This is a genomic window from Nodosilinea sp. FACHB-131, from assembly GCF_014695395.1.
GTDB lineage: Bacteria > Cyanobacteriota > Cyanobacteriia > Phormidesmidales > Phormidesmidaceae > Nodosilinea.
In genome coordinates, this window is the sequence record NZ_JACJOF010000027.1 from 534,276 (window position 1) to 547,896 (window position 13,621).

Annotated in this window: 12 protein-coding genes; 5 read left to right on the forward strand and 7 right to left on the reverse strand. The window is 55.2% G+C overall.

Annotation, left to right across the window (positions count from 1 at the left end):
* Positions 1-11: 11 nt before the first annotated feature.
* From mltG to proB, 3 genes are all read left to right on the forward strand, one after another.
* A complete protein-coding gene (gene mltG / locus H6F75_RS18770) occupies positions 12-1,073 on the forward strand; it encodes an endolytic transglycosylase MltG (RefSeq protein WP_190753948.1) in 1,062 nt (353 codons plus the stop codon).
* Between the two features lie 133 nt (positions 1,074-1,206).
* Entirely contained in the window at positions 1,207-1,716 is a 510-nt protein-coding gene (locus H6F75_RS18775) for a YqeG family HAD IIIA-type phosphatase (RefSeq protein ID WP_190753949.1), read from the forward strand.
* Positions 1,717-2,053: 337 nt separating this feature from the next.
* Entirely contained in the window at positions 2,054-3,208 is a 1,155-nt protein-coding gene (gene proB, locus H6F75_RS18780; protein ID WP_190753950.1) for a glutamate 5-kinase, read from the forward strand.
* 5 nt (positions 3,209-3,213) lie between these two features.
* Here the strand turns inward: proB and H6F75_RS18785 are convergent, their stop codons facing one another.
* Positions 3,214-3,825: a sugar transferase gene (locus H6F75_RS18785; protein ID WP_242020129.1), complete on the reverse strand. Its 612-nt coding sequence runs from the start codon at positions 3,823-3,825 to the stop codon at positions 3,214-3,216.
* A 487-nt stretch (positions 3,826-4,312) separates the two neighbouring features.
* On the opposite strand from H6F75_RS18785, the gene H6F75_RS18790 reads away from it, so the two are divergent.
* On the forward strand, positions 4,313-5,449 hold the full coding sequence (locus tag H6F75_RS18790; RefSeq protein WP_190753952.1) for a HetZ-related protein 2: 1,137 nt from the start codon (positions 4,313-4,315) through the stop codon (positions 5,447-5,449).
* 27 nt (positions 5,450-5,476) lie between these two features.
* Here H6F75_RS18790 and H6F75_RS18795 read toward each other — a convergent pair whose 3' ends face one another.
* Both H6F75_RS18795 and H6F75_RS18800 read right to left on the reverse strand, forming a co-directional pair.
* Complete coding sequence (locus H6F75_RS18795; RefSeq protein ID WP_190753953.1) at positions 5,477-6,355, reverse strand: metal ABC transporter permease; 879 nt, start codon at positions 6,353-6,355, stop codon at positions 5,477-5,479.
* The gene (locus tag H6F75_RS18800; RefSeq protein WP_190753954.1) at positions 6,345-7,085 is read right to left on the reverse strand and encodes a metal ABC transporter ATP-binding protein; all 741 of its coding nucleotides are present in this window, start codon (positions 7,083-7,085) and stop codon (positions 6,345-6,347) included. Before H6F75_RS18800 ends, H6F75_RS18795 begins: the two co-directional genes overlap by 11 nt.
* A gap of 111 nt (positions 7,086-7,196) precedes the next feature.
* Between H6F75_RS18800 and H6F75_RS18805 the strand changes: the two genes are divergently transcribed.
* Complete coding sequence (locus tag H6F75_RS18805) at positions 7,197-8,159, forward strand: zinc ABC transporter substrate-binding protein (protein WP_190753955.1); 963 nt, start codon at positions 7,197-7,199, stop codon at positions 8,157-8,159.
* 12 nt (positions 8,160-8,171) lie between these two features.
* Here H6F75_RS18805 and H6F75_RS18810 read toward each other — a convergent pair whose 3' ends face one another.
* From H6F75_RS18810 to H6F75_RS18825, 4 genes are all read right to left on the reverse strand, one after another.
* Complete coding sequence (locus H6F75_RS18810; protein WP_190753956.1) at positions 8,172-10,058, reverse strand: penicillin-binding protein 2; 1,887 nt, start codon at positions 10,056-10,058, stop codon at positions 8,172-8,174.
* Between the two features lie 33 nt (positions 10,059-10,091).
* On the reverse strand, positions 10,092-10,619 hold the full coding sequence (locus tag H6F75_RS18815; protein WP_190753957.1) for a hypothetical protein: 528 nt from the start codon (positions 10,617-10,619) through the stop codon (positions 10,092-10,094).
* A 174-nt stretch (positions 10,620-10,793) separates the two neighbouring features.
* Positions 10,794-12,644, reverse strand: coding sequence for a biosynthetic-type acetolactate synthase large subunit (ilvB, locus tag H6F75_RS18820; RefSeq protein ID WP_190753958.1), 1,851 nt, complete (start codon positions 12,642-12,644; stop codon positions 10,794-10,796).
* Positions 12,645-12,869: 225 nt separating this feature from the next.
* Positions 12,870-13,499, reverse strand: coding sequence for a hypothetical protein (locus H6F75_RS18825; RefSeq protein ID WP_190753959.1), 630 nt, complete (start codon positions 13,497-13,499; stop codon positions 12,870-12,872).
* Positions 13,500-13,621 lie beyond the last annotated feature (122 nt).

The following is a 13,621-nucleotide window of genomic DNA, read 5'->3' on the forward strand; positions in this document are numbered from 1 at the left end:
ATAGTGCAATCATGGCTAAAGGTTCACGCTGGGTTCGGTGGAGTTTTTTAGGACTATTGGTGCCCCTGGCTGCTGGAGTGGCAGCTTGGCAGGGCTGGGCTTGGTGGAGCTGGGCCAATCAACCGGTCAGCGAAACCGCTGCCGAAACCGCGCCTCAAACGGTGCAAATTCAAATTCCGCCGGGTACTCCAGGCCAGCAGATTGGCCAAGATTTAGAAGCGGCTGGTCTGATTCGCTCAGCCTTGGCCTGGAAGCTGTGGTCGCGCTGGCAAACCTGGCAAAATACCGAGGGTGGGTTTCAGGCGGGTACCTATGCCTTGAACCCAGCTGACTCGATGACTGCGATCGCTGAGGTGATTCGCAGTGGTCAGGTGGTGCAAACCTCGTTTACGGTTCCTGAGGGTTGGAACCGCCGCCAAATGGCAATCTACTTTGAGGAAGAGGGATTTTTCTCCGCCGATGCCTTCCTAACGGCTACCGAGCAGGTGTCAAAGGATGCATACCCCTGGCTGCCCGCTGGCCTTCCTCACGTCGAGGGCTTTCTATTCCCTGATACCTATCAGCTCCCGGCTGAGGGGGTGACCCCGGAGGCGGTGGTCAATGCAATGCTGAGCCGTTTTGAGACGGTAGCGCTACCCGTCTACCAACAGGCAACGACTGACCTAACCCTTTTGGAGTGGGCTACCCTAGCCAGCATCGTCGAGAAAGAAGCCGTGATTGCCGATGAGCGCGGCACCATTGCCGGAGTCTTTACCAACCGGCTCAAGCAGAACATGCCTCTAGGGGCCGATCCTACGGTCGAATACGGTTTGGGTATTGTGCAGACACCTGAGCAGCCCCTCACCTGGACTCAGGTGGGTACCCCTTCGCCCTACAACACCTACATCAACCCAGGATTACCACCAACTCCGATCGCCAGTGCCGGTAAAGCCAGTTTAGAAGCGGCCTTAGCCCCCGCGTCTACCGATTACTTGTTTTTTGTAGCTCGTTACGACGGTACCCATGTGTTTAGCCGCACGTTGGCCGAGCACGAAGCCGCCCGTGATGCCATCCGCGCCACCATCGACAACTAGCCCTAGTTCGTTTGCGCTATAGTCCTCTGCGTGATCGCCGTGGTTCAACCGCTGCAATCAGTTGCGGCTGGCGTTTCAAGCAGCTTTAGGCTGTCGATCTAGACTATGCTACGTTTGGGGCTATGGTTTTTTTATGTCGTTTTCTCGCCTGCTGCAACCCGATTTAGTGCTGGACGGCAACGTCTTAGCAATTTCCCCTGAGCTGCTGGCTCAGCACAACCTGAAGGGGCTAATCCTGGATGTGGACGATACCCTAGTGCCTCTGCGTCAGGCTGAAACCAACCCCGACCTAGCCCAATGGATGCATCAGATGAAGGCTATTTCGACGGTATGGCTGGTGAGCAACAACGTTAACGCTCACCGTATTAGTCGGATTGCCGCGTTGTTTGATGTGCCTTACCTAACCAGTGCCGGCAAGCCCTCGGGACGCAAGCTAAAGCTGGCCTTGGCAGCTATGGACCTTCCCGTAAATCAGGTGGCCATGGTAGGCGATCGCCTATTCACCGATGTTTTAGCTGGCAACCGAGTGGGTTTGTTTACTATTTTGGTCCACCCTATGCCGGGGCTTAATCAAGTAGCGCGCACTTCGCCCCTACGGACGCTTGAGGTGATGATTTCCCAATACTTTGGGGTTACGTTTTAAGATTGCGTTTGAAATGTTGGCTTAATATATCTAAAAAAAGTTCACATATCGCAATCGCTTGGGTGAGAAACTTCGTAGGGCTAAATATAAAGAAAACATTAGAGTTAAGACGAAACCTTAGGATCGTTGCGATAGTAATGATACATAAACGGGGGCCAGTTTATATAGGCTCTTAAATTTAATAAGCCATTTTTGGGTGTCGGCTTTCGGGTTGGCACCCAAAGTTTTTAGAGGCCTCTAATATTCATCCACGCCCCTTTGTGACTACCGCGACTGTGCTCTACGTCTAGGGCGATTGTTATACTGCCAGGGCTATCTCTACTGACACTGCCCGCCCGTGAGCTCAGTTCAAACCCTAGTGGTCAAAATCGGTACTTCCAGCTTGACTGGCACTAGCACTGGTCAATTTGCCCTTTCTACCCTGGCTGCACTGGTCGAAACCCTCTGCACTCTGCGTCAGCAGGGGCATCAGGTTGTTTTAGTATCCTCAGGGGCTGTAGGCATTGGCTGCCGCCGCCTCAACCTGGCTGAGCGGCCTAAAACTCTGGCGATGAAACAGGCCGTAGCGGCCGTCGGGCAAGGACGCCTCATGCGCATCTACGATGACCTGTTTTCGGCCCTAAATCAACCCATTGCCCAGGTGCTGCTAACTCGCAGCGATCTGGCCCAGCGATCGCGCTATGTCAACAGCTACCGCACCTTTCGTCAGCTATTGCAGATGGGCATAATTCCCATCGTCAACGAGAACGACACGGTTGCTGTGGAAGAACTTAAGTTTGGCGATAATGATACCCTCTCGGCTTTGGTCGCTAGTCTGATTGGTGCTCAGTGGCTATTTCTACTGACCGATGTCGATCGCTTATATTCTGCTGATCCCCGTTCTAACCCTGAAGCTCAGCCGATTATCGCGATCGATCGGTTAGCAGACATTCAGGCTCTCAAAGCGGTGGCGGGTGGCCAGGGATCGGCCTGGGGGACGGGCGGTATGCTAACTAAGCTAGAAGCTGCTCAAATCGCTACTACGGCAGGGGTGCGCACCGTCATTACCGACGGTCGTCAGCCCCAGAATGTGATCAAGGCAATCGCGGGAGAAGCAGTAGGCACGCAATTTGCCCCATCGCCCCGACCTAGCCGTGCCCGGAAGCGCTGGATTGCCGCTGGCCTTGCTCCCTCGGGCCGTCTTTACTTAGACCAGGGTGCAACTCTAGCCATTCTGCAGGGAGGAAAGTCGCTCTTGGCCGCTGGCATTACCCGTTTAGAAGGGGATTTTGAAGCCCAGGACGCTGTCGTGATCTGTGCTGCTAGCGGCGAAGATATTGCTAGAGGCATCATTAACTATAGTGCCCGAGACCTCGTTCAGATTCTGGGTCGCCGGTCAGAAGATATCCCAGCTATCCTAGGTTACGCTGGAGCAGATACGGTTATCCATCGCGATAACCTGGTAATTGCTACAGACACTGAGGTCGACGAGAGCATTGATTTGCAGGACTAGTGCCTTTAAAAAGCACCTCTGCGATCGAGCAGTACGGTGACCGTTTTGAGAATGACTTGAAGATCGTACCAGGGTGACCAGATAGCCTGGTACTGCAAGTCTAGGTGCACAATTTCTTCAAAGTCTTTGATCGCCGAGCGGCCGCTGACTTGCCATTGTCCGGTGATGCCAGGCTTAACATCGAGTCGCCGCCAATGGTGAGGACTGTAGCGAGAGACTTCATCTTCTGTGGGGGGGCGAGTGCCCACCAGGCTCATATCGCCTTTGAGTACATTCCAAAACTGTGGAAACTCGTCCAGGCTTGTTTTTCGCAAAACACGGCCAACTCGGGTGATGCGGGGATCATTTTCGTTCTTAAAGATCAGCCCCTGGGCCTGATTCGATACTGTTTTCTTAAGGGCATCAGCATTTTGCACCATGGAGCGAAATTTCCAGATGGTGAAGGGCTTACCCTTGAGACCGTAACGGGTTTGGGCATAGAAAATAGGGCCAGGACTATCTAACCTAATGGCTAGAGCAACTGGCAGCGCTACCAAAACTAGTATGGCCAATCCTATCAGGGCACCCAAGATATCGATGGAACGCTTTATTAGGCACCGGGCTGACGGATGAATCATAGATATAGAAGTCTCTGGAGAAGCACTTCCAGAGCTATTTGTCTGAAGGGATAGCATGGTAGACCCTGTTGACGGAACGCGTGTGCTAGAGGCTTGAAAAATTTATACCAACTTGTCAGTAGATACGCTTAAAAGCCAGGTCAATTTGTGCCTTTTTTTACACAAATACTGCTTTAGCCGAAATCATACTGGAACTACGGGGTACTTAGTGTGACCTTTGTCACAAGATGATTACCGTATAAGTACATATGGGTTCATGTGCACACTATCAGTCTGTGAAGGGCAAATTTGGCCGTAGAGAATACCCTTCGCAGAATCTTACTAGAGCGACAAAAGACATAAATTTTGTGTAAAGCTTTTGACCTAGTGTTAGCCACCGCAGCCTGCGCAGGCTAAAAAACACGCTTTAGATCGTGAGTCTGAAGAGATCAGATACTAAGATAAAGCCTACAGCCAGCTTGGGCACACCCGGAAAGGATTTGATTGCATGGTCGCGGCAGACACTATAGCCGAGGTTTGGTTATCCCGTTTGCGGGAGGACTTTCCCAATCAGCCCCAGTCGGTTTGTCAAAGCGTTGTCAGTTGGCTGTTAGGAGAAACGCCGGAACGATTGGCTGCCCTGGCTGATGCTGACCTCGCGATCGCCCGTCAGGCGATTGAGTATCGCTATCGCATTTTGCAGCAGCGCTATTGGGACGTGAGCCCAGAGCAGGGCTATCAGCGGCTAATCAAGCGGCTCAGCAGTCTGTTTTTGATTCGCAACAAGATTAAAACCTGGATTTCCCTCAGCCGCGATCGCCGCCGCACCGTAGTCGATGTCATCCAGGAAGTGATTCAAGAGATGATGCGCAGCGATCGCCACCTCGCCCAGCAGCTCAAGTGGATCTCGACCTGCACCCAAAACTCACGACTGCGCAATCTGCTAATGCTGGCCAGCCTTGAAGAATACTGCCTGCGCCCCATTCGCAACCAGCCCTTAATCATCTATCGCTTCGTTAACTATCTGCGCCGCAGCCAAAAAGGCGGCATGACCCAGGTTCCCACAGGAGAGCTGATTCGCCTGGTCTCTGACGAGATTGCCCCCAACGACAGTGAAGACTCGCTCAGCCTGCTCGACGTAGAGGCCTGGAACCAATACCAGGACGAGCAAAACGAACTGGAGCAGCAGAGTATGCGCCAGCAGGTCAAAAACTCCTTTGCCAATTACCTCAGCCGCAACCTTGACGACACGGCGGCTCGCTGGCTAGAGCTGCATCTCAACGGTCTCTCTCAAGAGCAAATTGCCCAAACGCTTGACCTGCCCGTGCAGCAGGTCTACCGCCTGCGCGAAAAAATTAGCTATCACGCAATTCGAATTTTTGCCCTGCGGGAGCAGCCTGCTATGGTGCTCGGCTGGTTGAAAACCTCGCTACAAGAGCACAACTTTGGTCTCACCCCAGCCCAATGGGATGGCTTCTGGCAAAATCTTTCCCCGGAAGAGCAGGCGATCTTAACAGCCTATAAAGCGGAGCATGCCCCTGACGATTTAGCCCGCCGTCTAGGGCTCAAGAGTCGGCAGATTCAAGCTCAGTGGGTGCAGCTCTACCTGCGTGCCCAGGAGTTGCGTACCCAATCAGAGGGGTAGCTATCGTTTCTCCCATAGCTGTGGTAGTTAACGCCTGACTTTAAAGGGCCAGCGACCAGAGCCGATCAGCACCCCGTAGCGGGGGCTGAACAAAAACGCCAGGGCAAACAGCGTCGATACCACCATGACAATGGCCGGGCCAGAGGGCAGGTTGAGGTAATAGCTCAAATACATGCCGCTGACGCTCGAAAACACCCCTACCCCCGCGCCCAGCAGCATGACCTGGTGCAGACGAGGGACCAGCAGGTAGGCCGTGGCCCCAGGCGCAATCAGCAGCGACAGCACCAGAATGACCCCCACCACCTTCATGCTGGCCACTACGGTGAGGGCAATCAGCACCATCAGCCCGGCGTGGAGCAGCCCTGTGGGCAGGCCGCTGGCCTTAGCCCCGAGGGGGTCAAAGCTATAGAACAGCAGCTCTTTGTATAGCAAAACCACGATTAGGAGTACCAATGCGGCAATAATGGCCGTATCGCGCACTTCCCCAGCCGTTACGCCCAGAATGTTGCCAAAGAGAAAGTGGTTGAGGTCGATCTTGTTATCTTTTTGAATAGTAGTGATTAACGTTATGCCCAGGGCAAAAAAGGCCGAGAAGACAATGCCCATGGCGGCGTCTTCTTTAATGGGCGATCGCGTGTGAATCCAGCCAATAATGACGGTGCTGAGCACCCCAGCGATGAAGGCACCGACAAAAATATTGACGCCCAGCAAGAATGCGATCGCCAGCCCCGGCAGCACCGAGTGGCTAATGGCATCCCCCAGCAGCGCTAAGCGCTGCACCATCAGGTAGCTGCCCACCACTGAGCAAATGATCCCCACCATGATCGCCACCGCTAGGGATCGCTGCATGAAGGCGTACTGCAATGGCTCAGTTAACCCGTTCAGCAAGGCCAGCTCAGGCGACATGGCCAAAGAAGCCTACGTGGCCGCCATAGGCGCGGGTCATGTTGTCGCGGGTGAGCACCCAGTCGCGGGGGCCAGTGGCAATTAGCTCCTTGTTGAGAAGGATGAGCTGGTCAAAGTTCATAATTGATTCGCCCAGGTCATGGTTGACGACCAGAACAATTTTGCCCACTGCGGCTAGCTCGCGGAAAATTTTGTAAATCACATCCTCAGTCTTTTGATCAACCCCAACAAAGGGCTCGTCAAAGCAAAAGATGTCGGCTTCCTGGGCCAGGGCGCGAGCCAAGAACACTCGCTGCTGCTGCCCACCGGAGAGGGCGCCAATGGGGCGATCGCGAAAGTCCGCCATGCCAACTCGGTTTAAGGCGTCTTGAGCGATTTGACGGCTAGCTGTCGAAAATCGGTTAAACCAACCGGTTTTTTGCACACGGCCCATCATCACCACATCCCAAACCGTGGCGGGGAAAGTCCAGTCGATCTGCGATCGCTGGGGCACATAGGCCACCCGATCAAGCTGATGGGCCAGGGTATCCTCGCCGTAGGTGACACGTCCGGTTACCAAGGGCATCAGTCCTAGCATGGCTTTGATCAGCGTACTTTTGCCCGCACCATTGGGACCAAAGACGCCTACCAGTTTGCCGGGGCGCAGGGTGAGGTTGATATTACGTAGGGCTTGCACGTCACGGTAGTTGACGCTGAGGTGGTCGATAGTAATGCAGGGAGCAGGAGCCATACTGGTATCTCTAACGCAGGGACGAGGAGCTGCAATCGCAAAAATGAAATGATTATGAAATGTATTGTATCGTGAAAATGAAATGATTATGAAAAGCAGCTTATGCAACGCATGAATCTGTATCCACGGTATGGAAGAACAGCCGCTGTGGTATTGCTCCTAGGGCTGGGATTGGTAAGCTGTGACTCTGCTCAAAAGTCAGACCTCGCCTCAACTAGAGCCGATGATTCACGCCCCGCCGTGGTGGCTACTAGTACTGTCATTGCCGATTGGGTCGCCGAAGTAGGTGGCGATCAAGTTGCCCTAACCAGCATTTTGCAGCCCGGTGCCGATCCCCACGTCTATGAGCCCGTACCCGCTGATACCATTGCCTTTGAAGACGCCGACCTGATCTTCTACAACGGCTACAACTTGGAGCCCAACCTGGTTCGACTGCTCAATGCGGCGGGAGTAGAAGCCCAGCGGGTAGCCGTAGGTGAGGTGGTGCCGCCCCTAGATTTGCAAAAAGGGACAACCACCGTACCTGATCCCCACGTGTGGGGCGATGTGAGCAATGTAGTGCCCATGGTTGAGACAATTCGGGATCAGCTGATTGAGCTAGATCCTGACCAGGCAGACTTATTTACTGCTAATGCCGCTGCCTACATTGCCGAACTTGAGCAGCTCCACGGTTGGGTCGAGATCCAAACGGCTACCATTCCCCCAGAGCAGCGGCAGTTGGTCACGACCCATGATGCTTTTCAGTACTATGCCAACGCCTACGGTCTCACAGTAGCGGGCACCCTGATTGGTCTGAGCACCGAGGAGCAACCCAGTGCCCGCACCGTGCAGCAGCTGGTTGCGTCGATCAAGGGGTTGGGAGTACCCGCCATTTTTGCCGAGACCACCATTAATCCACAGCTGATTACGACTGTGGCCAATGAATCTGGGGTGGCTTTGGCACCCCAAGCTCTCTATTCTGACTCTATTGGTGCTCCTGGTAGTGACGGAGATAGCTATCTCAAGATGATGGCGGCCAACACGCGATCGATTGTTGAAAACCTAGGCGGCACAGTTACAGAATCTCCCTTTTGAGCGATCGCCCTGCTAAGGGGTAGCAGCGGCACTGGGTGGTACCCCTTCAAGCACCACCAGCGCTTCGATCACCTTCTTAACCAGCGGAGCAGCGACCGTTGAACCATAGGCATCGTCTCCCTGGGGTTCGTCGATCACGGCCAGCACCACGTATTGGGGTGACTCGATGGGTAAGATGCCTACAAAACTGGTGACTCGGCCTCGGCCATAGCCCCCCGATACAGTCGCCTTTTGGGCCGTACCGGTTTTGCCCCCAATGCGGTAGCCGGATAACTTGGCAGCATCGCCAGTGCCCTCGCTGACTACGGCCTCCATCATGGTGAGCACCTGCTGGGTGGTTTCGGGCGAAAAGACGGTCTTGGGCTGGGGACGGTCTGGAGCCCACACCTCGTTGTCAGCTTCGGTAACCATACCGCTGACTACGTGAGGAGTGACTAGCTTGCCGCCGTTGGCCAGGGTGCCAAGCAGTTGCACCATCTTAATCGGCGATAGCGAAAAGCCTTGGCCAAAGGCGGTGGTGGCTGACTCGACTCGACTGCGAACAAATTGCTCACGGTCTTTCATCTGAGCGGTGGCTTCTGCGGGTAAATCTATGCCGGTGGGCCGATCGAGGCTGAGGCGCTGAAGCCAGGTAAAGTAATCGGCGGCGGGCATCTTCTGCATGATGCGCACCATGCCCACGTTGCTGGAATACTTCAGAACGTCAGTGATAGAAATCGGCCCGCGACCGCCAGCGGTGGCGTAGTCGTGGTTTCTAATCTTCCATTCGCCAAACTGCATTTGGCCGCTGTCGTTAACAACTTCGTCGGGGCTGATGAGTCCAGCTTCTAGGGCGATCGCAATATTAATTGGTTTAAAGGTGGAGCCAGGTTCGTAGAGATCGCTCACAGCCCAGGTCTTGAGGGCTTCGGGGTCAGTTTTGAAATACTGGTTGGGGTCGTAGGTGGGCACACTGGCCAAGGCGAGCATTTCACCGGTTTGGGCCTCCATTACCATTACCGTGCCGCGTTTGGCGTTGTGGCGATCGACCACTGCCTGTAGCTCCTGCTGGGCAGTCCGCTGTAGGCGACTGTCGAGGGTGAGGCGCAGGCTGGCGGTGCTGTCTAGCTCCGAGCTAGCGGTGTTGCTTTCAGTATTTTTATTAGGTTGATCTACAGAGCGATCCCCCCCTGGGGAGGCTTTGTCATTGACGGCAGCCTCTGTGCTAGAACCAGGCGCTGGAGGCCCATAGGTGTCTAAAGTAGTTTCCGTCTCAGCTGGAGATACCGCTTCGGCTGGCGTGAGTGCCAGCTGGTCTTGATAGGCAATTTCTAAACCTGCCTGGGGCTGCCCGTCAAAATTGACAAAGCCGACGATGGGGGCGAACAGCTGCTGCTGAGGATAAAAGCGCTGCTGCTGGGGGTGTAGTTCGAGCCCGTTGAGGCGCAAAGCGCGCAGGCGATCGACCGTTGCTTCGGGTAGCCCGTCAGCGAGCCGAATGCCGGTCGGCTGTTGGCTAAACTGGCTAATTAGATTGGACTCTGGGCTTTCTAGCAGCGGGCTGAGGGTCGCTGCCATCTCTGGAATTGATAGATCAAACAGCTGAGGATGGGCATAGAGCGTGTAGACCACACGATCGACGGCAATCACATTGCCCTGCCGGTCGACAATAGAATGCCGCACCTGCCGCTCTACGGGCGATGTGAGCCGCTGCTGCTGGGCCAAGCTCGATAAGCTGTCACCCTGGGCTAGCTGTAGCCAGGCCAACCGCCCTGCGATCGCAACCAGCGACAGCACCAGCAACCCCCACACCAACAAGATTCTGACCCGGTTGGCTGCTGGGTTGAAGGGAACTACCGCCGGTGGGCGAGGCTGTTTGCGGCGACGGCGGCGACGGTTAGAGTAGGCAGAGCTAGCCATGGGTGCAACGCAGGTAAATGGTGAGGCTAGGGCCTAATAACCTAAAGGGACATCCACCTTGGGTAGCGCCAATCGTCCCATGAGCGATGTTGGTACGGGAGTCGGCATCGCCACAGCAGCCTGCTGCGCCGGCTTGAGAAAGATGACGCTGCCCGGCTGAGGTGGCTGAAAGCCCATGTCACTCCCCTCCACCTGCTGGGCTAAATGATTTTTAAGCACCTCATTGGCGGTGATGAGCTGCTGCTCGTTGCGCTGCAGGCGATTGAGCTGCTGACTGGCCTGATTGAGCTGGCGATTGACATAGACCGACGTGCCATAGCTCACTAGGGTCAGCGCTACTAAAGACGCAGTCAGCGCTGATGACACTAGATGCAGCTGGGCCAGTCGCCGCACTAGTGGGCTCTTAGAATTTAAGCCTGGGGCCTGGGGCAGCACCACTGGCGCAGAAACCCCCGGCCTAACCTCTGCTGGTCGAGTGGCGGAGCTTTGGGCATGTGCTGTCGCTGCCCTAGGCCGAGACGGCACCGGACGGGGCACATAGGATTTCAGCGCAGCAGACATAGATGACCCACACCAGTAATGAAACTGAAGTCAGGATACTGCATTCTGAAAAATTTGAGCCATCAACCGGCAAAATGAATGAGTCATTTAAGGGCTAGAGTTTAAGGTCCAAAAAGTTAAGATCACTCTCTAAATCTTGAACCTTTCTACAACCTTAAATGATGTTTTTATGCTCTATAGCTTTGTGCCGCACTCCGAGCAGAAGTTGCTGGTTGAGACATTTTGGTGCCCACAGCTAACACAGGGTGTCAGACCTGTACTACTGCCAGTGCCATGTACCTCAGGTAGACCGATCATTTGGTGATTGCCTTTGCCAGGGGCCACCATGGGGTAACAGTTTTCGTTGCGGCGCACGCGCACGTCGAGCAGTACGGGGCCGTCGTGGGCCAGCATCGCCGCCACCGTTGGGGTGAGCTGGTCGCGATCGCGCACCACCATGCCCTTGATGCCATAGGCCTGGGCTAACACCTCAAAGTTAGGCATCCCCACTTCCATATTAGAAGAGGAGTAACGCTCGCCGTGGAAGGCCTGCTGCCACTGGCGCACCATGCCCTGCCAGCCGTTGTTCACAATCACTGTTTTGACTGGAATGTTGTACTGAGCCAGGGTGCCTAGCTCTTGCAGGTTCATTTGGAAGCTAGCGTCGCCGCTGATGCAGATCACTGTTTCGTTGGGCAGCGCCACTTGTACCCCCAGAGCGGCGGGCATACCAAAGCCCATGGTGCCTAGCCCAGCGCTTGACACCCACTGGCGGGGACCATTCTTCAAGAACTGAGCTGACCACATTTGGTGCTGCCCCACATCGGTGGTGAAATAGGCGTGGGGAGCCTGAATAGCGAGTTCGTGAATCACTTCCTGGGGAGATAGCTCGTCAGGATAAGTGGGCACCACCAGGGGATAGTCGCGCTTCCAGCGATCGATGCGATCGCGCCAGGCCGCCGTTTGGTTAGGGGGAGGCAGCTGATTTTCTTCCTCTAGGCGGATGAGCATGGTGGTCAACACCTGCTTCACATCACCCACAATCGGCACCTGGGGAGCGCGATTTTTGCCCACCTCAGCCGGGTCAATATCGATGTGGATAACCTGGGCGCGGGAGGCAAACTCGTCTAGCTTGCCGGTAACGCGATCGTCAAAGCGAGCGCCTACGGCAATCAGCAGATCGCACTCACTGACGGCAAAGTTGGCGTAAGCGGTGCCGTGCATGCCCAACATGCCAAGGGCTAAGGGGTGATGCTCATCAAAAGCGCCCTTACCCATCAGCGTAGTGGTCACAGGGATTTGAAAATATTCTGCCAGTTGGCGAATTTCGGCATGGGCGTTAGCGGTAATGGCACCGCCACCCACGTAAAGCAGAGGGCGTTCGCTCTGACGCAGCAGGCGCAAAGCGGGATTGACCTGGCGGGGATTACCCTTAATGGTAGGTTTGTAGCCGGGCAGATTTACCTGGCCAGGCTCCACAGGCACGTAATCAAAATCCGCTAGACCAACGTCTTTAGGAATGTCGATCAGCACCGGGCCAGGACGACCGGTTTGGGCAATGTAAAAGGCCTCCGCCACCATGCGTGGAATTTGGTCAGGGGTACGAGCAACGTAGGAATGCTTAACCAAGGGCAGAGTAATGCCGAAAATATCGGTCTCTTGAAAGGCATCGCTGCCGATCGCATGGCTGGGCACCTGGCCGGTAATCACCACCATGGGAATCGAGTCCATTTGGGCGGTGGCAATGCCGGTGACCAGGTTGGTAGCGCCAGGGCCAGAGGTGCCAAAGCAGACTCCCACTTTCCCTGTAGCGCGAGCGTAGCCGTCAGCGGCATGGGCTCCACCCTGCTCATGGCGCACTAGGATATGACTGATGCCCCCAGCGGCTTCGGCTCGGTACAGCTCGTCATAGATAGGCAAAATAGCCCCACCCGGATAGCCAAAAATATGCTCTACACCGTGCCGTCTGAGACTGTCGATCAGGGCAAAAGCGCCAGAGGCGCGGCGCACGAGAACACTGTTAGGAGCGGCAATGGGAGTTGTCATAGCGGCGGGTGCTTGAGTTGGGCTAGGGCTAGGTTGCATGAGTTAAGAAGAAAATAAAGTCAGAACATTTTCTCCCTCAGGCCACACGGGCAGTGAATAGGCTCACCGCCGCTGCTTTACAGGAATCGTGGTGCTAAATGCTGTTAAATGAAGAACATTTCCTCATCATATTAGCAGCAGAGGCTAGGGTCATCGTCGCCACAGGGCTTACTTTGGGCCACCTGGTTATGGGGTGTTGATATTCAACAATGAACCGGCGGTGTAGCAGTCGATGGCATGGCGCGATCGCTGGCATAGAAAATCGGCAGCGGTCAAGCGTTCCTTAGTCTTCCCCGGCGCAGCGGCCCAACCCACTACCGATTGAGGATGCTGCCACAGGTGGAGATGCGGCACGGCCGGGTCTGCGTAAAAATCGATCTCTCCTGCTCCCAAACAGCGGGAGGTGTGGTGGGTTGTGCGATCGTGGCTGAGCCGATAGGTTGGCACCTCAGGGTCGCGGGGGACTCCCCAGCCATCCACCATCAAGAGGGCCAGCACCGGAGCTTGATAACGTTGCCAGTGAGTAGCCAGGGCAGCCGCCCCAACGCAGCCGGCGCTAAACGCCCAAATGATGAGCGCTGGCGGGGCATCTCCAGGAGGGGTGCTGTCCAGGGTATTTCTCAAGGAGCTGGTACTTGATGCTTTTGCCGGCTCACAGCTCGATTCAGCCCTGCCTTTAAGAGTCTGGCGTAGGGCAAAAGGCAAGAGCACGTCCAACCCATGCTGGGGCGCGCAGACAGTCTGACTGTGACGACTCAACACCTCATCTCTGGCGATCGCGGCCAAAATCTGCCCCGTGTAGCTAGGCGGGTGCATGCCGCCACATATCAATAAAACAATCTGTCGTAATGCCACTGCTTACCACATTTTTTCTTGATTGAGTCAATCTTTGCCCAGTAGATCACGCAACGTAATAGCTAGGAGAACAACACTCCTGC